14 protein-coding genes and 1 tRNA gene are annotated in these 20,805 nt (G+C 65.3%); 11 read left to right on the forward strand and 4 right to left on the reverse strand.

Features of this window, described 5'->3' with window-relative positions:
• Positions 1 to 29 precede the first annotated feature (29 nt).
• Complete coding sequence (locus BM172_RS00530) at positions 30 to 1,796, forward strand: oleate hydratase (RefSeq protein ID WP_026634165.1); 1,767 nt, start codon at positions 30 to 32, stop codon at positions 1,794 to 1,796.
• 470 nt (positions 1,797 to 2,266) lie between these two features.
• Here BM172_RS00530 and BM172_RS00535 read toward each other — a convergent pair whose 3' ends face one another.
• Positions 2,267 to 3,064, reverse strand: a complete 798-nt coding sequence (locus BM172_RS00535) for a hypothetical protein (protein WP_143096404.1) — start codon at positions 3,062 to 3,064, stop codon at positions 2,267 to 2,269.
• A gap of 569 nt (positions 3,065 to 3,633) precedes the next feature.
• Between BM172_RS00535 and BM172_RS00540 the strand changes: the two genes are divergently transcribed.
• Positions 3,634 to 5,541, forward strand: coding sequence for a glycoside hydrolase family 76 protein (locus BM172_RS00540; protein WP_026634167.1), 1,908 nt, complete (start codon positions 3,634 to 3,636; stop codon positions 5,539 to 5,541).
• A gap of 79 nt (positions 5,542 to 5,620) precedes the next feature.
• Here BM172_RS00540 and BM172_RS00545 read toward each other — a convergent pair whose 3' ends face one another.
• Positions 5,621 to 7,642 (reverse strand): beta-L-arabinofuranosidase domain-containing protein, encoded by a 2,022-nt coding sequence (locus BM172_RS00545; protein WP_090423516.1) that lies wholly within the window; start codon positions 7,640 to 7,642, stop codon positions 5,621 to 5,623.
• Positions 7,643 to 7,844: 202 nt separating this feature from the next.
• Here BM172_RS00545 and BM172_RS00550 point away from each other — a divergent pair, with 202 nt between their 5' ends.
• Entirely contained in the window at positions 7,845 to 8,384 is a 540-nt protein-coding gene (locus BM172_RS00550) for a hypothetical protein (protein WP_026634169.1), read from the forward strand.
• Between the two features lie 94 nt (positions 8,385 to 8,478).
• Here the strand turns inward: BM172_RS00550 and BM172_RS00555 are convergent, their stop codons facing one another.
• The gene (locus BM172_RS00555; protein WP_026634170.1) at positions 8,479 to 8,814 is read right to left on the reverse strand and encodes a hypothetical protein; all 336 of its coding nucleotides are present in this window, start codon (positions 8,812 to 8,814) and stop codon (positions 8,479 to 8,481) included.
• A 211-nt stretch (positions 8,815 to 9,025) separates the two neighbouring features.
• On the opposite strand from BM172_RS00555, the gene BM172_RS00560 reads away from it, so the two are divergent.
• The 5 genes from BM172_RS00560 (at position 9,026) to fdhE (ending at position 15,780) form a co-directional block, all read left to right on the forward strand.
• Positions 9,026 to 10,003: a glycerophosphodiester phosphodiesterase family protein gene (locus BM172_RS00560; RefSeq protein WP_051548425.1), complete on the forward strand. Its 978-nt coding sequence runs from the start codon at positions 9,026 to 9,028 to the stop codon at positions 10,001 to 10,003.
• 196 nt (positions 10,004 to 10,199) lie between these two features.
• Positions 10,200 to 13,274 carry a formate dehydrogenase-N subunit alpha gene (gene fdnG, locus BM172_RS00570; RefSeq protein ID WP_143096405.1) on the forward strand — a complete coding sequence of 1,025 codons (3,075 nt, stop codon included), beginning with the start codon at positions 10,200 to 10,202 and terminating at the stop codon, positions 13,272 to 13,274.
• Positions 13,275 to 13,286: 12 nt separating this feature from the next.
• Positions 13,287 to 14,201 carry a formate dehydrogenase subunit beta gene (gene fdxH / locus BM172_RS00575; protein WP_026634173.1) on the forward strand — a complete coding sequence of 305 codons (915 nt, stop codon included), beginning with the start codon at positions 13,287 to 13,289 and terminating at the stop codon, positions 14,199 to 14,201.
• Positions 14,198 to 14,857 carry a formate dehydrogenase subunit gamma gene (locus tag BM172_RS00580; protein WP_026634174.1) on the forward strand — a complete coding sequence of 220 codons (660 nt, stop codon included), beginning with the start codon at positions 14,198 to 14,200 and terminating at the stop codon, positions 14,855 to 14,857. Before fdxH ends, BM172_RS00580 begins: the two co-directional genes overlap by 4 nt.
• Positions 14,854 to 15,780 (forward strand): formate dehydrogenase accessory protein FdhE, encoded by a 927-nt coding sequence (gene fdhE, locus BM172_RS00585; RefSeq protein ID WP_026634175.1) that lies wholly within the window; start codon positions 14,854 to 14,856, stop codon positions 15,778 to 15,780. The genes BM172_RS00580 and fdhE overlap by 4 nt, the downstream gene beginning before the upstream one ends.
• Before the next feature lie 94 nt (positions 15,781 to 15,874).
• Here fdhE and BM172_RS00590 read toward each other — a convergent pair whose 3' ends face one another.
• Positions 15,875 to 16,927 carry a permease gene (locus tag BM172_RS00590; protein WP_035322781.1) on the reverse strand — a complete coding sequence of 351 codons (1,053 nt, stop codon included), beginning with the start codon at positions 16,925 to 16,927 and terminating at the stop codon, positions 15,875 to 15,877.
• A gap of 293 nt (positions 16,928 to 17,220) precedes the next feature.
• On the opposite strand from BM172_RS00590, the gene selA reads away from it, so the two are divergent.
• The 3 genes from selA to BM172_RS22380 all read left to right on the forward strand — a co-directional run bounded on the left by selA (position 17,221) and on the right by BM172_RS22380 (position 20,676).
• Positions 17,221 to 18,642: an L-seryl-tRNA(Sec) selenium transferase gene (gene selA, locus BM172_RS00595; protein ID WP_026634177.1), complete on the forward strand. Its 1,422-nt coding sequence runs from the start codon at positions 17,221 to 17,223 to the stop codon at positions 18,640 to 18,642.
• Entirely contained in the window at positions 18,639 to 20,627 is a 1,989-nt protein-coding gene (gene selB, locus BM172_RS00600) for a selenocysteine-specific translation elongation factor (RefSeq protein WP_026634178.1), read from the forward strand. Before selA ends, selB begins: the two co-directional genes overlap by 4 nt.
• Positions 20,580 to 20,676: transfer RNA gene (locus BM172_RS22380), tRNA-Sec, on the forward strand. The genes selB and BM172_RS22380 overlap by 48 nt, the downstream gene beginning before the upstream one ends.
• Positions 20,677 to 20,805: the final 129 nt, after the last annotated feature.

Here is a 20,805-nt window from a genome sequence, read left to right on the forward strand (position 1 = left end):
CGTTCACTTAAAAACAGAGAGATCACGCCATGTTCTATAGCAGCGGCAACTACGAAGCCTTCGCGCGCCCGCGCAAACCCGCCGGGGTGGAGCATAAGACGGCGTGGTTCGTGGGTTCGGGCCTGGCCTCGCTGGCGGGAGCCGCTTTTTTGATTCGCGACGGGCACATGCCCGCAAAGCAGATCACTATCCTGGAAGAGCTTCAGGTTCCCGGCGGTGCGCTGGATGGCATCAAGGAGCCGGAGAAAGGCTTCGTGATCCGTGGCGGACGCGAGATGGAGGATCACTTCGAATGCCTGTGGGATCTCTTTCGCTCGATTCCCTCGCTGGAAATCGACGGTGCCAGCGTGCTGGACGAATTCTATTGGCTCAACAAGGACGATCCGAATCATTCCCTGCGGCGCACGACGATCAACCAGGGGCAGGGCGCGCCCACGGATGGTCTTTTTACGCTGAGCGATGCGGCCCAGAAAGACCTCGTCAAGTTGTTCCTGGCTACCCGCGAGGAGATGGAAAACCGACGCATCAACGAAGTGCTCGGCGAAGACTTTCTCGCCAGCAACTTCTGGCTCTATTGGCGCACCATGTTTGCGTTTGAAGAGTGGCACTCGGCACTGGAAATGAAACTGTATCTTCACCGCTTCATCCACCATATCGGCGGGTTGGCGGATTTCTCCACCCTGAAGTTCACCAGGCACAACCAATATGAGTCGTTGGTGCTGCCGCTGGTAAGCTGGCTGCGAGGGCAGGGTGTGGTGTTCCAGTACAACACGGTGGTCACGGATGTGGCATTTGCCGCGGCGTCTGGACGCAAACAGGCCACGCATATTCGCTGGACGCAGCATGGGGCGGCAGGAGGTGTCGAGCTGGGGCCGGACGACCTGGTGTTCATGACCATCGGCTCGCTGACTGAGAATTCCAGCAGCGGCGACCATCACACCCCCGCCGCACTCAACCAGGGGCCGGCGCCGGCATGGGATCTGTGGCGCCGTATTGCCGCCCAGGCCCCTGCGTTCGGCCGTCCTGATGTGTTCGGCGCCCATATCCCCGAAACCAAATGGGCATCGGCCACGATTACCACCTTGGATAAGCGCATTCCGGGGTATATCCGAAAGATCGCGCAGCGCGATCCGTTCAGCGGCAAGGTGGTCACCGGCGGCATCGTAACCGCCCGAGATTCCTCCTGGCTGCTGAGCTGGACGGTCAATCGCCAGCCGCACTTCAAGCAACAGACGAAGGATCAAATCGTCGTCTGGTTCTACGCTCTATTCGTAGAGAAGCCCGGCGACTACATAAAGAAACCAATGCAGGACTGCACCGGCGAGGAAATTACGCGGGAATGGCTGTACCACCTCGGCGTGCCAGCCAGCGAGATCGACGAACTGGCTGCAACCGGCGCAAAAACCGTACCGGTGATGATGCCGTACGTCACAGCCTTCTTCATGCCCCGCCAGGCAGGCGATCGACCCGACGTCGTCCCTGAGGGGGCGATCAATTTCGCCTTTATAGGTCAGTTCGCAGAATCGAAGCAGCGCGATTGCATATTTACCACCGAGTACTCGGTACGCACGCCGATGGAGGCTGTCTACACGCTTCTCGATATCGAACGCGGCGTGCCGGAAGTATTCAATTCGACTTACGACATTCGAACACTGCTGGCGGCAGCTGGCCGGCTGCGTGATGGCAAAGCTTTTCATTTGCCGAGCCCACCGCTCCTGCGCAGCGCGCTCGAGAGGAAGATCGACAGTACGCAGATCGGCGTGCTGCTGCGCCAATTCCATCTTCTGTCGGATTAACGGTCGCCGCTCCAGCACAAAGTGCCTTGGGCTCTGGGTATGCCATTGGTATGCATCTAGCGATTAGGTCAAGTTATCGAGGGTAGGTCGCGGCGATCGCGCCTCCCTAGCATGCCGCGTCGATATACAGGCGGCCGTCTTTTGCAGTGACATACGCGACCCATTTCTGGCGCGGTGCGATTTGAGTACGCGCCGCGCCCAATACTTGGATGGCCGTAAATACGGGGTCGAACTTGCCCTTAAGCGGGCATGACACGATTAACGGGACAGACGACCGAATTAAGAGGACTGCGACAGAAAGCACGGAGCATGCCGGCCACGCGCCGGACACCTAGAATTGCGCATAATGTATATTATGTAAAATAATGGAAAGCGTTTGGCCAAGATCGGCACGTGGTCTGGGTCAGCGTTCTTTATCGCCCACTACCCTGGCCTCGGCCTGTACTTGTTCTTCATATCGCGGCGCGGGACTAAGGGGCCGGATAACACTTCAGAACGGGAGACTTAGGCGCCAGCCGAGCAACACCCTGGCCATCGATCACAGCTTCTACCGCATAGACGATGACGCTGGGATCCCTTCGCAGGCTGTCCAGCCCCTCCGGAGGCGTTGTCATCTCTCCGGCCTTATAGGCAGCATCGCAATCCGGCACGGTCGACTGGGTCAGTCCAGTGGCGCGCTTGATCAGCGCCCAGCAACGGGTAGGTTCGCTGCGCATCGAGCAAGGTGCGCTATAGACCTTTCGATAATTCAACACTAGTGGACTGTAATACCAGGGGCGCAGGTCGGGGTCGCGCGGCGGCAGCATGGGATCAATGGACGAAAGCGTATCGGCGACGTCAGTGAACACCTTTGTATTCGAGTCGTCGTACACGGTAAAACCCTCGCCGCCATTGACGCCGTCATCCCCGCTGAAGAACACATAGCCCTGACGCACGCCGCGGAAATGACCACTCCAACTCTTTGCGTCAACAATGTACTCACCGTCGACATTCTCTCGGCGACAGGCTGGATCCACGCCGCCTTTGGAAATGTGGACCATGGAAAGCTGGGCCGCCCCCTTCGTCCCATCGAGGCTCACCTCCTTGACCATGAGACCGGGGTAATACCAGCAAGAGACCCCGGATTGCTCCTCCTGGCTGGAATCAGCGGGAATGAGAGGTGGCGTGATGTGCTGTTCGCGCAATGGCTTGTCGAACAGTTTCGGCGCCTCGGCCGCCCCACTGTGAGCGCTGAAGATCAATGAACCCATGATCATCAGGCCAAGCACGCATCTGCGCATCTCGTGATTACTCTTTTCGTGTGACGTGATCGTTCGTTACAACAACACCCGGATTCTACCTAGCCTCCTCGGGCGGCATTGTCACGCACGATGAGTGGGCCGATGCGGCGCCCTTCCCCGCTATACCGCTATAGCCCCGGCTGACAAACGCGCTCCTTGTCATTCCGCCACTGCTCCGTGGAAGCGGCGGACGCATCCGCATGAACACCCAGCATGCCACCGCGAACCCTCATGCCTCAAAAATGAGAAGCCCGGTGCGAAACTCGGCTCGCGGAGCCTCCATGATTCAGCGGCATCGGCGCTTGAAGCGCCCCGCAACTGTCGAATTGGCACCTGCTCGCCAGGACCACTTAAAGGCACGGACTGCTAAGCACGCAAACACCGGGCAAGACACGCCCTTTTTTTGGATTCCGAATTTAGATCGATCCAGCCTCATCCGGCAACACCGGGGAGCAAGCGACAAACCCGCCGGATCACCGCCCACGGTCCGGCGATGGATTGGCGGATGGCGTTGTTCTCCATCACTTCGTGGGCATCCGAAAGGAGCGCTTCCGATCATGAAGCTCGAAGCCTTACGCATACGCGTCCGGACACTGCTGGTCGCGGCCGCCCTGGCGGTAACGGCCACCGCCACCAAGGCCATCGAACCCGTCTACCCGACCAACCCTCGAGTCGACGGCTCCACAGCCGTCGCCCGCGCCCGCGTGGCGGCAGACGTATTGATGAATTCCTATGAGCCCGGCAAAGCCTGGTTCCCATCCAGCTGGTGGAACTCGGCGGTCGCCTTGCAGACCATCGGCGACTACATGCAACGCACCGGCGATCGCCGCTATCTCGCTCAACTGGACAACACCTTCGAAAAGGACAAGGGCGTATTTCCACCCGGAGTCCTCTCGGGCGATCCATTGCTGGGCAATTTCACCAGCCGCGCCATCGACGATTCGGCATGGTGGGGCCTGACCTGGCTGCAGGCCTATGACCTGACCAGGAATCCCAAATACCTGGACATGGCCATCACCATCGCCAACTACGTCGACGGCTATTGGGATACCAGCACCTGTGGCGGTGGCGTCTGGTGGAACGCCGAGCGCACTTACAAGAATGCCGTCACCAACGGGCTGTGGATCCGGCTCACCGCCGAATTGCACAACCACATCCCTGGCGACCAGCAATGGCTGGCCCGATCCCGCACTGCCTGGGCATGGTTTCAGCACAGCGGCATGATCAACGCCGGCGGACTGGTCAACGATGGGCTCACCGACGCCTGCACCAACAACGGCCAGAACGTGTGGACGTACAACCAGGGCCTGGCGATCGGCGCCGGCCTGGAACTGTGGCGCGCCACCAGGGACCCGGCCATCCTGGCCAGCGTGCGGCGCCTGGCCGATGCCGCGATCGGCCCGAATGGGTTGGCGACCGATGGCGTCCTGACCGAGTCCTGCGATGCCGCCACCCAGACCTGCGACGACAACGGCAAGCAGTTCAAGGGCATCTTCATGCGCTACTGGACCGACCTCGTCGACACCACTGGAGATAACCGCTACGCCGCCTTTCTCGAGCAGCAGGCGCAAAGCATCTGGAACGACGATCGCGATGCCGCCGGCAGCCTTGGCACGCGCTGGTCCGGCGCCACCAGCGACGAGCATCCCAATGTGTTCGACTGGCGCACCCAGGCCAGCGCGCTCAGCGCATTGATCGGCAACGTACCGATCCCGACGCCGATGACATCGCTCGCCGCGACCATGTCGCCGGCGCAACCAGTGATCATGCCGGCCGCTTCGGGCGCCACGGCCATCGCCATGGACCTGGGCGCCACGGCAACCGGATTCCTGCCGCTGCAGACACTCATCTCGATCGACGTGCCTGCCGGTTGGAATGTTTCTCCGCGGGCCGCGCAGTCGCGCCTGCAACCGCATGGCAACGCAACTCCGGTGAGCGGCACCGTTCCATTGCAAGTCACCGTGCCGAGCTCGGCGACCGATGGGCATCACATGATCACCGCGAACCTGATGGCGGCCGGACTGCATTTCACCACGCAGGCTGACGTGCTGGTGGCGCACAAGATCGATTTCGACACGGGCACCGTCGACGAAAACCCCTGGCTGTTCGATGCCGACGGCTCGCAGAGCAACGGCGTGCAGAACCGCTTCGCCGACGGCAATGCGCACTTCACCTACCGCTTCCCCTTCCCCGCCGACACCACCTCGGCGCAGGTCACCCTGACCATCGACGCCGAGTTCGTGGTGCAGGTGAGCGCCGACAACCAGCACTGGACGACCGTGCTGCAGGAGGATCGGCGCATCACCGACGGCTCGAACAAGGCCGACCGCAGCATCGACCTGATACCGTATCTCGGCGCTCCCGCCAATGGCTCGCGGCCGCTCTACCTGAAAGTGTCCGACGCCTTCCCCGACGATGGCTGGGGCGGGCGCGTGTATCACGTCGCGGCAACGATCGTCGAATAGTCCTGCCGGCATCTGCGCCCCCTGCCCTGTGGGGGGCGCAGATATCCGGGATTGCTTCGCCCTGCCCGCGCCCCGGCGATCAGCCCAGCGCAGGAAACGCCGTGATGCGCAACTTGGCGCCCGCATAAGGCACCAGCGCGATGGATTGGACGTCTTCGTCAGCGGACGGCTCGGGCTTGGCCGGCACGACATCGGCGCTGCCTTCCGAAGCCTTCCAGGCCGGCACGTAGCGTCCTTGCATGGCAAGTTGAACTGCCGGAGTAGCACCGGCAAATGGCTTTTCCCCAACGGGATGCTCACTCGCGGTGATCGCCGCATCCGGCTTGATGCCGATATTCCAGCGCGAAGCCGGATACACCTGCCAATCGTTAGTCGGGCCGCGCTTGCGCAAGATCACCCAGTTTTCCTTGATCGGCAAGGCATAGACCAGCGCACCGCGGCTGAAACTCAGTGCGCCGTTGTGTCCTCGCTCGACCTTGACGGCAGCATCGAAGACGATTTCAACGGTATCGCCCGGCGCCCAGATCCGCTCGATCGTAGTGAACCCGGCGGTAGTCCTGACCGACTTTCCATTGACCGAGATACGCGTGCCTTGCGACCACGCCGGCATGCGCAACCGCAACGGGAACGCCACCGCACGTTCCGGCTTCAAGGTGATGCTGACGGCCTGCCGGAAGGGATAATCGCTGACCTGCTCGACCACCACCCGCACGGCCCGCACGGCGGTCGTCACCGTACACGGCGCGTAGCTCATTGCCGCCAGGCCATGATCGGCCGTCGCCATCCACAAGCTGTTGGCGAACTTGGGCCAGCCCTGATGAAAATTCGCGGTGCAACAGCGGAAATTGGGCTCGAGGCCAAACAGATTCGACTCCGGTCCGTCGGTGGTCCACGGCTCGCGATGAAGGCTGCATTCGACCTGGTTGGCCTGCTGGTTGTACTGGTGCGCCCACATGTCGTCGGTCAGCGCGGCGGGCAGAGCATTGAAGGCGATGCGCTCCAGGCGATCGCCCAGCGCGGCATCGCCGGTGATTGCCAACGCCACTTCCAGCGAGAACATGGTCTCCACCACGGTGCACAGCTCGGTGCCTTGCGAAGGACTGCGTCCGGCAAGATGCTCGTCCGCGGAAAACATGCCGTTGGGCAGTCCGTGATACGTATCGAGCATCTTCAGCTGATGATGGATGGCCTCGCGATCGGACGCACTGCCGGAGGCGACCGACCACGCCGGCGACGCTTTCAATGCCTGCGCGATGTTGACGCCGTGCACCTGCAGGCCGAGATCCTGCATGAATGCATCGGAGGCGCCCGCCTGCTTGCGCAGGGCCTCGGCATCGGTTTTCTGCGTGAATGGAAAGCGGGCAAACATGCCCTGCCAGTCGTAACCCTGCTGCTTGAGCAGATGCGCAAGTTCGAGCAAGGCCTGGTCATCCGTGCGCTGATATAGCCACAGCACGGAAATGAGCTCGTCCTGCCAGCGCATACGCCCCCAGTCGCGTAACGGCCGGCCGGGCAATGCCTGCAGCTGATGATGAAAATACCGCGTCATCAATGGCATGACGCGGCTGTCGCCGGTGAGTTCGTGGTACTGCGTCAGCACCTTGAGCATGACCATGCGCGGCCACCAGTCGTCATTGCCGCGCGGGCCGAACATGCCGTTTTCCCAGGGATGGTCCAGCGTCCAGTCGATGAAACGCATCGCCTTGGCCTTGAGCTTCGGCGAATCCAGTTGCCATGCCAGGGGCACCAGGCCATCGAGAAAGTACGGGCCGTCTTCCCAGGACTCGCCCGTGCCGCCCGACCATCCGCTGTCCGGCCCCACGATCGGCCAGAACTCGTCGAGATGCCCGCCAAGGCCATCGGCCTGGATCTGCAGCTGCCGCAACAACCAGCCGGTTGCCTTGATGGAACCGGTCGGAAGCAGCGCAAAGGGTTGCTGCGCCAGCGGCGCCCGGGGAAACGGCGGCGCCTGCTGCGCACGCCCCGCCACTGCTTCAGTCGTCGCGGCGCGAAGCGGGCGAAAGGTCATCGCACTCATCGCCCCCGCCAAGATCACGCCCTGCAGAAAAGACCGGCGGCTCATCGAAGACAGCGCAGGCATGCATCGACTCTCGGACTGTGGCGATCTTTCGAGTGTTGCCCAATTGTCCGACAAATTCAAATAGTCCCTGGAAAATCGGCCGCATTTGCTACCGGAAACGGCGTCGACCGGCAGGCCCCGAGCCCGGATGGCCCATGTAACCGCTCCATCGTGACGAACGAATCTACTTGCCAGCAGGTTCACCTCTCACGACGGACAACCCATGAACACACTTCGCAACTTCTACCTCCTCCGCGCCGGCGCCGCTTTCATCTGGGTAGCCCTCGCCATCCTGCTCGCTTCGGCGCCCGTCCCCGTAGTGGGCTTGCTGCTCGTGCTCTATCCCACCTGGGACGCGTTCGCCAATGTGATCGACGCGCGGCGAAGCGGAGGACTCCAGATCAATCCCGGGCAGAAGTACAACGCGCTTGCCAGCGCCGTGACCGCGGCCTGCATGGCCGTCGCCTTCGCTTTGCATGGCAATGCAGGAGGCGTGCTGGTGTTCGGTGCCTGGGCATTTCTTGCAGGCCTCTTCCAGCTGGCGGTGGGCATCCGGCGGCGCAAGCTGGGCGGCCAGCTGTTCATGATCATCAGTGGCGCGCAGTCCGCTCTTGCGGGCGTGTTCTTCATCATGAAGTCGTTCGGGGAGGCGCCCACCATTGCCCAGCTCGCGCCTTATGCCGCATTCGGCGGCTCTTACTTCCTGTTGTCGGCGCTTTGGCTGACCTTCAAGCGGAATCGCGTGGATGCAGCGGCGGCGTGAAGTATGCAGCAAGCACCATTGCCGCTGACCCTCCGCAGCCCTGACCCACCCGCCGCATGTGCGCGTCAAGCCTCATGCGGCGGGCTCAAGACCGCTAAGGCGTCCTCAACGCATCCATTTGCCGGTCCACCTGATCCAGCATGGCCTGCAACGCGCATTCCAGGCCGTCCAGCAGCGCGGGACGCAGCGGCTCGTAGGCAAACCCCTCGAAATCCTCGCGCAGCCCCCGACGCTGGCGATCCGCGCGCATGACATCGGCAATCGCATGGATGCCGCGAAGCTGGCGATCGATCTCGATCAGCGCACTGCGCACCCTGGGCGCAAGCTCGACCCGAGACCAGATCTCCTCGAGCCAGTCCACCCGCTCGCTACTGAGAAAAAGCGGTTCGACGGATTCTCCGTCCGACGGTGATGCGAATTTGATATCCATGAATGCATGCTCTCCCGAGTTGCCGATCCAGCGGCCGGCGTATCCAGCCGCCCTCTTCTCGCGCTCTTCCTCTTCAACGCGAGCAATCGAGGCCTAGCATCGGCCCTGCGGCGGCAAAACGCGCCGTAACGCCACTCGATTCAGACCACTCCAAATCCACTTCGCCGGACCGAACGATTAACTTCGTGGCAGAGGAGACTGCGGAATTCATATGAGCATCAAACTCGTCATCGGCATCCTGCTGTTCCTGGTCGCCGCGCTCGGCCTCGCCTGGTTCTCGGCATCGAGGCTCCATCCGGCGAGCGCCCCGCCGGCGCTGATCGCCCACCGCTGCGGTACGGCGGACGCTCCCGAGAACACGCTGACCGCCTGCCGCATGGCGCTTTCCTACGGCGTCAAGAAGCTCTGGGTCAGCGTGCAGGTCACGCAGGACGATATTCCGGTGCTGTATCGACCGCGCGACCTCTCCGCCTTGACCGACGGCGCCGGCGACATCGCCACCACGCCGTATCGAACCCTGGCAAGGCTCAACGCCGGCTGGCAATTCAAGGAAACGAATGCCTCCGGCGAAGTCACCTATCCGTATCGAAAGGCTCCGGTGCCGATCCCGGCGCTCGAGGATGTGATCGAGGCCCTGCCGGACGATGTCGAACTCTTCATCGACATCAAGACGCCGGATTCCGCACGCGCCGCCCCGGCCGTGGCCGCCGTGCTGCAGCGACATGATTTCTGGTCGCGCAGCTGGATCTATTCGACGCTCGCCGACAACCTGCGCGCCTTCGACGCCTACCCCCTGGCCCGCCGTTTCGAGGCGCGGGAGGAAACCCGGCAGCGGCTGGTGACCCTCGCATTGGAGCGGCGCTGCGCGAGCGCGCCACCTCCCGGCGCCCACGTCGGTTTCGAGCTGCGCCGCGACATGGAAGTCACCGAGCCGCTGACGCTGGGCGGCGGCACCTCGAAGGTTCTCGCGCTGCTGTGGGATGCGCGCGCCATGGATTGTTTCAATGCGACCGAAGGCACCCGGATCACGCTGTTCGGCATCAACAGCGAAAGCGACTACCAGGCCGCGGCCCGCCTGGGCGCCGATGCGGTGATGGTCGACTCGCCCAAGGCGGCGACGGCCTACCGGCTCGATGGCACCAGCGCGCTGCAGCGCTGGCTGGACCGCTGGGTGCGGCGCAGCCCGTAAACGCACCATTGTTACGCCGCCGTAACTTTTGCGACTTGTCATCTTGCTTTTGGACCGGACCCACCTCCCGGGCAACTGTGCTAATTTTCGCCGGAGCAGCGGAATGCATTCCCGCTCGCTCCAGAAAGCCTCTCGAGCCGCATCGCCGCCCTTCGCCGGACGGCATGTCCAGCCAACTGACGGGAGCATCACAGCGATGGCACTTACTCGTCGCGAGTTCATCAAGATCACCGGCCTGGGCCTGGCCGCATCCGGATTGGGCGTACTCGGCTTTGCCGCCTCGGGCGAGGCGCAGGCCGCCGCGGTGCGCCCCTTCAAGCTCACCCACGCCACCGAGACGCGCAACACCTGCACCTATTGCTCGGTGGCCTGCGGCATCCTGATCTACAGCATGGGCGACCGCGCCAAGAACGCGCGTTCGAACATCATCCATATCGAGGGCGACCCGGACCATCCGGTCAACCGCGGCACGCTGTGCCCCAAGGGTGCCGCCCTGCTCGACGTGGTGCATGCCCCGACCCGCCTGAAGGCGCCGCGCTACCGGCCCGCCGGCGGCACCGAGTTCAAGGAAGTCTCCTGGGACTTCGCGCTCGACCGCATCGCTCGGCTGATGAAGGAAGACCGCGACAAGCACTTCATCGCCAAGAACCCGGCCGGCACCACGGTCAACCGGTGGACGACCACCGGCATGCTCGCCGCGTCGGCCTCGTCCAGCGAAACCGCCTACCTGACCTGGAAGGTGGTCCGCTCACTCGGCATGGTGGTGTTCGACAACCAGGCGCGCGTCTGACACGGACCGACGGTGGCCAGTCTGGCCCCATCATTCGGTCGCGGTGCGATGACCAACACCTGGCAGGACATCAAGAACGCCAATGTAGTGGTGGTGATGGGCGGCAATGCCGCCGAGGCCCACCCGTGCGGTTTCAAATGGGTGATCGAGGCGAAGATCGAGAACGGCGCCAAGCTCGTCGTGGTCGATCCGCGCTTCACGCGCACGGCCGCGGTGGCCGATTACTACGCGCCGATCCGCCCCGGCACCGACATCGCCTTCCTCAACGGCGTCATCCACTACCTGCTGGAAAAGGATGCGATCCAGCACGAGTACGTGCGCGCCTATACCAACGCCAGCCTGATCGTGAAGGAGGGCTTCGACTTCCAGGACGGCCTGTTCAGCGGCTACAACGAGGAAAAGCACAGCTACGACAAGTCCAGCTGGGACTACGAACTGGACAAGGACGGCTACGCCCAATCCGACGACACCTGGCAGAACCCTCGCTGCGTCATCAATCTGCTGAAGCAGCACGTGTCGCGCTACACGCCGGAGATGGTCTCGCGCATCTGCGGCACGCCGCAGGACAAGTTCCTGCACGTATGCGAGCTGTTCGCCAGCACCGCCGCGCCGGACAAGGCAATGACCTCGCTGTTCGCGCTGGGCTGGACCCAGCACTCGGTCGGCTCGCAGAACATCCGCAACATGGCGATGGTGCAGCTGCTGCTGGGCAATATCGGCGTGGCCGGCGGCGGCATGAATGCGCTGCGCGGGCATTCCAACATCCAGGGCCTGACCGACGTCGGCCTGCTCTCCAACCTGCTGCCGGGCTATATGAACCTGCCGGTGGACAAGGAGACCAGCCTCGACGAGTACATGAGAACGAAGCAGTTCAAGCCGCTGCGCCCGGGCCAGACCAGCTACTGGCAGAACTACCGCAAGTTCTTCGTGAGCCTGCAGAAGGCCCTGTGGGGCGATGCCGCCAGCAAGGACAACGACTGGGCCTACGACTGGCTGCCCAAGCTCGACGTGCCGCTGTACGACGTGATCAAGGCCTTCGAGATGATGGATCAGGGGCAGATGGGCGGCTACATCTGCCAGGGCTTCAATCCGCTGCAGGCCTTCCCCGACCGCGGCAAGATCCGCCGGAGCCTGAGCAAGCTGAAGTTCCTGGTCACGATGGACCCGCTGGATACGGAAACCTCGCGTTTCTGGCAGGACTTCGGCCCACAGAATCCGGCCAAGTCCGCCGAGATCCAGACCGAAGTCTTCCAGCTGCCGACCACCTGCTTCGCCGAGGAAAACGGCTCGCTGGTCAATTCCGCGCGCTGGCTGCAATGGCATTGGAAAGCCGCCGACGCCCCGGGCGATGCGAAGTCCGACATCTGGATCATGACCGGCCTGTTCCAGCGCCTGCGCGAGTTGTACCGCAAGGAAGGCGGCGCCTTCCCCGACCCGGTGCTCGGGCTGACCTGGAAATACACCGACCCGCACGAGCCGGATCCGGAAGAACTGGCCAAGGAAATGAACGGCCGCGCCCTCACCGACCTGGTCGATCCGGCCACCAATACGGTGGCGACCAAGGCCGGCACCCTGCTCGACGCCTTCGCCCAGCTGCGCGACGACGGCAGCACCTCGTCCGGCTGCTGGATCTTCACCGGCTGCTTCACCGAGAAGGGCAACCAGATGGCGCGGCGCGACGCCACCGACCCGCGCGAACAGGGCATCGCACCGAACTGGGCCTGGGCCTGGCCGGCCAACCGCCGCATTCTCTATAACCGCGCCAGCGCGGACCCCGACGGCAAGCCGTGGAATCCGGCCAAGCCGGTGATCTCGTGGAACGGCAGCAAGTGGGTGGGCGTCGACGTGCCCGACTACGGCCCTACCGTAAAGCCGTCCGACGGCGTCGGCCCCTTCATCATGAACGCCGAAGGCATGGGCCGCCTGTTCGCCCGCGACATGATGGGCGACGGCCCCTTCCCCGAGCACTACGAGCCGCTGGAATCGCCGGTGGAGAACGTGCTGCACCCAAAAGTCAGCTCCAATCCGGTCGCCCGCGTCTTTCCCAATGACCGCGCCTCGTTCGGCAGCCCGAAGAACTTCCCCTACGTGGCCACCACCTATCGCCTGACCGAGCACTTCCATTACTGGACCAAGCATGCGCTGATCAACGCCGTACTGCAGCCGGAGGAATTCATCGAGATCGGCGAGGCGCTGGCCAAGGAGAAAGGCATCGAGCAAGGCGGCTGGGTGAAGGTGAGCTCCAAGCGCGGCGAGGTGATCTGCAAGGCCTACGTGACCAAGCGCATCAAGCCGATGACGGTGGACGGCAAGCCCACCCATGTGATCGGCGTGCCGATCCACTGGGGCTTTACCGGCCAGGCCAGAAAAGGCTACGGCGCCAACACGCTGACCCCATCGGTGGGCGACGCCAATACGCAGACGCCGGAGTTCAAGGCGTTCCTGGTCAATGTCGAACGAACCGCGGCACCGGCAGCCTGAGGACTCAACGTCATGTCAGATCTGCAATCGCAAGACTACGTCCGCCGCTCCGCCACCACCATGACGCCGCCGATGGCGCGCAGCCATGAGGACCAGGTGGCCAAGCTGATCGACGTCAGCCGCTGCATCGGCTGCAAGGCCTGCCAGTCCGCCTGCATGGAATGGAACGACCTGCGGCCGGAGATCGGCCATTTCGAAGGCTCGTACGAGAACCCCGCGGACCTCGGGCCCAGCGTGTGGACGCTGATGAAGTTCGCCGAGCACGAGAACGAACAGGGCAACCTCGAATGGCTGATCCGCAAGGACGGCTGCATGCACTGCGAGGACCCGGGTTGCCTGAAGGCCTGCCCCGCACCCGGCGCGATCGTGCAGTACGCCAACGGCATCGTCGATTTCATCAGCGACAAATGCATCGGCTGCGGCTATTGCGTGAAGGGCTGCCCGTTCAATATCCCGCGCATCAGCAAGCAGGACCACAAGTCGTACAAGTGCACGCTGTGCTCGGATCGCGTCGCGGTCGGCCTGGAGCCGGCCTGTGTCAAGGCCTGCCCCACCGGGGCGATCATGTTCGGCTCCAAGGCGGACATGCAGCACCAGGCGAAGGAGCGCATCGTCGAACTGAAATCCCGCGGCTTCGACAACGCCGGCCTGTACGACCCGCAGGAAGTCGGCGGCACGCATGTGATGTACGTGCTGCACCACGCGGACCGGCCTTCGCTGTATTCGGGCCTGCCGGACAAGCCGCGCATCAGCGCCACGGTGGATCTGTGGAAAGGCTTCATCAAGCCGCTGGGCCTCGCCGGCATCGCCCTCGCCGCGCTGGCCGGCTTCTTCCACTGGATCAGCGCCGGCCCGAACGAAGTGACCGAGGAAGACGAGGCCGAAGGCGAGCGCGTGCTGCGCGAAGGCGAGGAGAAAGTGTCATGACCCGCCCGAAGAACGCCATCGTCCGCTACACCCTGGCCAACCGGGTCAACCACTGGATCACCGCGATCTGCTTCGTGCTGCTGGTGCTGTCGGGTCTGTCGATGTTCCATCCGATGCTGTTCTTCCTATCCGGCCTGTTCGGCGGCGGGCAATGGGCGCGCGCGGCGCATCCGTGGATCGGCGTGGTGCTGCTGCTCAGTTACCTGGGCCTGATCGTGCAGTTCTGGCGCGAGAACCTGTGGAACCGGGACGACTCGGCGTGGATGAAATCGATCGATGCCGTCGTCGCCAACGACGAGGAACGCTCGCCGCCGGTGGGCCGCAACAACGCCGGCCAGAAACTGGTGTTCTGGTCGATGACCCTGCTGGTGCCGGTGCTGTTCTTCAGCGGCCTGGCGATCTGGGAGGTGTACTTCGGCGCGGCCACCTCGATCCCGACGCAGCGCGCGGCGGCCTTGATCCATAGCGTGGCCGCGCTGGCGGCGATCATCATCTGGATCATCCACGTCTATGCCGCCATCTGGGTGCGCCATTCGGTGCGCGCGATGACCCAGGGCTATGTGACGCCGGGCTGGGCCTGGCGCCATCACCGCAAATGGCTGTTGGAGCTGGCCTCCCACCAGCACGGCAAGACCGACACCAGGAAACGCACGTGAGACAAGCCGAAGCGCCGCCCAGCGGCAAGTGGACCGGGCCTGCGCATGCCGGCGTCAAGGCGCCGGAGCCGATCGTGCTGCCCGATCCGGCAAGGCGTTTCGCCGCTACCGCGCAGCGGCTCGAACAGCTCGCCGAAGGCCATCCGATGGCGGCCTGGCTGCGTTTTCTCGGCCGCCTGGCGCGAGCGCAGCACGAAGCGGCGACGACGCTTGCGCCAGGCGCCGCACTCGATCCGGCCGCGATCGCGCAGGCGATCGACGCACGTATTCCGCCATTGGCCGCGGATGGCCATCGCCGCGATGCGTCCTGGCGCGAAGGGCTTGCACGGTTGCTCGAACGGATCGACCGCGACGCTCTGCCGGACGCGGCGTTGCAAGTCATCGAACAACTGCAACGCAGCGATGCGGCCGCCCAGGACCGCCTCGCCGACCGGTTCCTGCGCGGCGGCCTGGCTGCCGACGATGCGGGCGCGGCGATCTACGTCGCCGCGGCGCTGCAGGTCTATTTCACTTGCGCGGCCGCGCGCCTCCAGGCGGAAGACCTGCGCTTGCTGGAAGAACGCGGACTGTGTCCTTGCTGCGGCTCGCCCCCGGTCGCCGGCGTGGTGACCGCCGGCGGCACCACGCCCGGCATGCGCTATCTGCATTGCTCGCTGTGCTCGACGGCATGGAATCACGTGCGCGCCGTCTGCATCACCTGCGGCGGCACGCGGCACCTGGCGCTGCAGGCCATCGATGGCGATGCGGGACTGGTGAAAGCCGAGACCTGCGGCGAATGCCATACCTACGCCAAGCTGCTCTACCAGATCCACGACATGCAGGCCGATCCCCATGCCGACGACCTGGCGTCGTTCGGCCTGGACATCCTGGTCGCCGAGGCAGGCTTCGCGCGCCACGCCCAGAACCCCCTGCTCTTGCTATGACGTAGGTTGGGGTGAGCCGCAGGCGAACCCCAACGTGGCGGTCACGTGTACGGCTTGTTGGGGTTCGCCTGCGGCTCACCCCAACCTACGCCAGTTAAGCCAGGTGCAACCACGCCGCGACGGCGCCGCCCAATACGCCGAAGCCCACCACCGCCAGCGCAACCGCCAACAGCACCCGCCACGGAAACGAGCGCGCCAGCATCGCCAGCGACGGCAGGCTCACCGGCGGCAAGGTCAGCAGCAGGGCGGCCGCCGGCCCACTACCCATGCCCAGCGCCAGCATCGCCTGCACGATGGGCACTTCGCCGGCCGTCGGGATCACGAACAGCATGCCGGCCAGCGCCATGGCCACGATCCAGAACCACTGGTCGCCGATCGCCGGCCCGATCGCCGGGAACATCCAGGCGCGGAACGCCCCAAGCAACAGGACGATCACCAGATACTCCGGCAGCAATCGCACCGCCATCCGCGCGAAGATTTTCGCCCAGCGCCTGACGGCCTCCGCCAGCGAGTACGGCTCGGGCTCCGTGTCAGGCATATCGACCGTCGCCACCGAACCCGACCCCGTCATGCGGCTGGCCAGATAGCCGAGCCCGAACACCATCGGCACACCAAGACACAAACGCAGCAAGGTCCAATGCCAACCCAGCACGAAGCCGGTGAACACCAGCGTCGCGGGATTCAATACGGTATTGCCGAGCCAGAACGCGATCGCCGCGCCGGGCGCCGCCCGCTGTCCGCGCATGCCCGCCACCACCGGCGCCGCGCAACAGGTGCACATCATTCCCGGCAAGGCCAGCAGCCCGCCGGCCAGCACGCTACCGAAGCCGCGGCCACCCAACATGCGGCGCACCCAGTCGGCCGGCAGCAAGGCCTGGATGCCCGAACCCAGCAGCAGGCCCAGCACCATCGCCTGCCAGATCGCCTTGCCGTAGGCCAGCGCATAGGCGAACGCCGCCTGCCACGACGGCGCCGGCGCGGCGGCCGCATCGCCCATCAGGATCGAATGGCCGATGGAATGCCCGGACGCGGCGACGAAGGCGCGGTCGTAGTACGGATGCCACTTCACATAGAACAGGCCGGCAATCGCCAGCGACACGAACACGCCCAGGCGCAACATGCGCCCTGCCGGCAAAGCGATGGCCATCGCCACTCCGCGAAGTTTCGGCACGTGACGGCCCTACAGGGCACGAAGCTCCCACGCATGCCGCAGGACAGACGCGCGGCGGAGGGGCAGGATGCGCGAGCGGCCAGGGCTCGTCGCGCGCCAGGCAGGATGCTACGGCCGGCGCTCGAAGTCACTACGGCACGCCGCCTTGACCCCGGCCCGACCCGCAACGCAGCATAGGTCCCGCTCCACGCCCCGGTTGTGACGCCAGCTTCGCAAGCACGTGCTGCCATCGGCGCCTGGATACCCGGCAATGCCATCGGACGAGCTACGTGACCGGACCTGAGGCCAGCTCCCTGCGCAAGCTCCCCGCCGTCGCCACCGTGCTGGCGACCGGCGTGGCCGCCGCCTTGGTGGAACGGCACGGTCGCGTCGCCGCCACCGACGCGATCCGCGCGGCGATCGACGAGGCCCGCGACGCCATGCGCGGCACCGCGGCGAGCGCACCCGATGCGGCCGAACTCGCGCAACGCGCCGCGGTGCGCCTGGACGCCCGCCTGCCCGGCCTGCGCCCGCTGTTCAATCTCACCGGCACGGTGCTGCATACCAACCTCGGCCGCGCCCTGCTCGCCGAAGCCGCCATCGAGGCGGCGGCCGCCGCGATGCGCCATGCGGTGGCGCTGGAATACGACCTGGACGGCGGCGAACGCGGCGAGCGCGACGATCACCTGCGCGGCCTGCTGTGCGAACTGACCGGCGCCGAGGACGCCACCGTGGTCAACAACAATGCCGCGGCCGTGCTGCTGTGCCTCAACAGCCTGGCGTTGGGGCGCGATGCGGTGGTCTCGCGCGGCGAGCTGATCGAGATCGGCGGCGCCTTCCGCCTGCCGCAGATCATGGAGCGGGCCGGGGTGCGCATGGTGGAGGTAGGCACCACCAACCGCACCCATCCGGCCGACTATCGCGAGGCCATCGGCGAACGCACCGGCCTGGTGCTGAAGGTGCATACCTCCAACTACCGCATCCAGGGCTTCACTGCGGAAGTCGGCGCGCGCGAGCTGGCGGCGATCGCCAACGCTGCCGGCGTGCCGCTGCTCAACGACCTGGGCTCCGGCATGCTGGTCGATCTGTCGCGCTACGGCCTCGCCAGGGAACCGACCGTGCGCGAGGCGGTGGCCGAAGGCGCCCGGCTGGTCACCTTTTCGGGCGACAAACTGCTGGGCGGACCGCAGGCCGGCTTTATCGTCGGCGAGCGTGCGCTGATCGAGCGGATCAACCGCAACCCGCTCAAGCGCGCGCTGCGCGTGGACAAGCTGCGCCTGGCCGCGATCGAAGCGACCTTGAACCTGTATCGCGATCCGGATCGCCTGGCCGAACGGCTGCCCACCTTGCGTTTCCTCGCACGCCCTCAAGTGGACATCGAGGCGCAGGCGCAGCGCCTGCGCCCGGCGGTTGCGCAAAAACTTGCCGACACCTTCGTGGTGACCGTCGGCGCCTGCGCCAGCCAGGTGGGTTCCGGCGCCCTGCCCCTGGACACGCTGGCCAGCGCCGCCCTGCTGATCCGCCCGCACGGCAGCCAGCTCATGCTCGACCGACTGGCCACCGCCATGCGCGCGCTGCCGCAGCCGATCATCGGCCGCATCGCCGACGGCGCCCTGCAGCTGGACCTGCGCTGCCTGGCCGACGCCGACGAAGACGCCTTCCTGGCGAGCCTGACCCGGCTCGATCTCGACGCCACGCGCAGCGCTCCATGATCGTCGGTACCGCAGGCCATATCGATCATGGCAAGACTTCGCTGATCAAGGCCCTCACCGGCGTCGACGGCGACCGCCTGAAAGAAGAGAAGGCGCGCGGCATCACCATCGACCTGGGCTTTGCCTACCTGCCGCTGGCCGACGGCACCACGCTGGGTTTCGTCGACGTGCCTGGGCATGAGCGTTTCGTGCACACCATGGTGGCGGGCGCCAGCGGCATCGACATCGCGCTGCTGGTGGTCGCGGCCGACGACGGCGTGATGCCGCAGACGCTGGAGCACCTGGCCATCCTCGATCTGCTGCAGATCCGGCGTGGCCTCATCGCCTTGACCAAGGTCGACCTGGCCCCGCCGGGACGGCTCGCCGAAGTCGGCGCGCAGATCCGCGCGGCCACCGCCGGCAGCGTGCTCGAAGCGGCGGATGTCTTCCCCATTTCCTCGACCACCGGCCTGGGCATCGACGCCCTGCGCGAGCGCCTCGCCGCTGAAGCGCACACCCTGGGCGAGCGCGCCGCCGACGGCCGTTTCCGCCTGGCCGTCGATCGCGTCTTCACCCTGCCCGGGATCGGCCTGACCGTGACCGGCACGGTGCTGTCCGGCGCGGTGCGCGTGAAGGACCAGATGATGCTCAGCCCTTCCGGCCTGAGCGCGCGCGTGCGTTCGCTGCATGCGCAGAATCGCGCGGTGGAACTGGGCCGCGCCGGCGACCGCTGCGCGCTGAATCTCGCCGGCGACGGTGTCGCCAAGGACGCCATCCGGCGCGGCGACATGGTGGTCGATCCTTTCCTGCATGCGCCGGTCGATCGCATCGACGCGCGGCTGCTACTGCTGCCGGGCGAGCCGAAGCCGATCGGCCAGTGGTTTCCCGCGCGCCTGCACCATGGCGCCAGCGAAGTGGGCGCGCGCGTCGTGTTGATCGAAGGCGAACAACTGGCACCCGGCCACGCGGCCGACGTGCAGCTGGTATTGAACCGCCCGATCGCCGCCGCCGCGCTCGATCGCTTCGTGCTGCGCGACGTCTCCGCGCAGCGCACCATCGGCGGCGGCCAGTTCCTCGACCTGCGTGCGCCGCCGCGCCAGCGGCGCACCGCCGAGCGCCAGGCGCAACGCGCCGCGCGATTGCTGGCCGATCCGCTGGAAGCGTTTGCCGCACTGCTCGATACACCGCCGTTCGCCTGGGACCTGACGGCGTTCGCACGGGATCGCGCCCTGTCGCAGTCCAGGATCGACAGCATCGTCAAGTCGCTTGCGCCGGTGTTGTTCGCCACCGGCGAGGAGCGCATTGCGGTCGGCCAGGTCCATTGGCAGCGCTTCGTCGCCAGGCTGGTCGAGCACCTGGAGACCTTCCACGCCGCCAACCCGGACCTGCAGGGGATCGGCCGCGAGCGCCTGCGCCTGGCCCTGCAGCCGCGCCTGCCCGCCCCCGCCTTCGCGCTGGCCCTGCAGCACCCGGACCTGGCCGCGCGCATCGTGCGCGATGGTGCCTTCGTGCGCCTGCCCGGCCACACCATGCGGCTCGGTCCGGAACGCGAGGCGCTATGGCAGGCGCTGGCGCCGCTGCTGGGCGGCGAGGCCCGCTTCCGCCCGCCGCGGGTGCGCGACCTGGCCTGGATGCTGGCGCGGCAGGAAGCGGAGATCCGGCAGCTGCTGAAGTTCGCCGCGCGTCTGGGCCGGGTCGACGAAGTGGCGCACGATCATTTCTTCCTGCGCGCGACCATGCATGAGATGACTCTGATCGCCGCCGATCTCGCCGCCGGAGCGCCGGACGGCTGTTTCACCGCCGCGCAGTTCCGCGACCGGGTGGACAACGGTCGTAAAGTGGCGATCCAGATCCTAGAATTCTTCGACCGGCAAGGTGTCACGCTCAATCGCGGCACGCTGCGCCGGGTACAGCCGCGCTATCTGGATTTGTTCGCGCCGGCGGCGGGCGCGACGCATGGAAGAGAATCGTCTCCGGTGGGGCGTCCGGACTTCAAATCCGGGTGAGGCAGATCAGACTGTCTCGGGTGGGTTCGACTCCCACTCTCTTCCGCCATCCGCACGGCGAAGCGGCAAGGCTGTGTAGGTTGGGGTGAGCGCAGCGAACCCCAACACGGCCATCTTCGGGCGCACCGCCTGTTGGGGTTCGCTGCGCTCACCCCAACCTACGCCGGGGCGCGACGCG

It is taken from the genome of Dyella marensis (assembly GCF_900112865.1).
Taxonomy (GTDB): Bacteria; Pseudomonadota; Gammaproteobacteria; order Xanthomonadales; family Rhodanobacteraceae; genus Dyella_D; species Dyella_D marensis_A.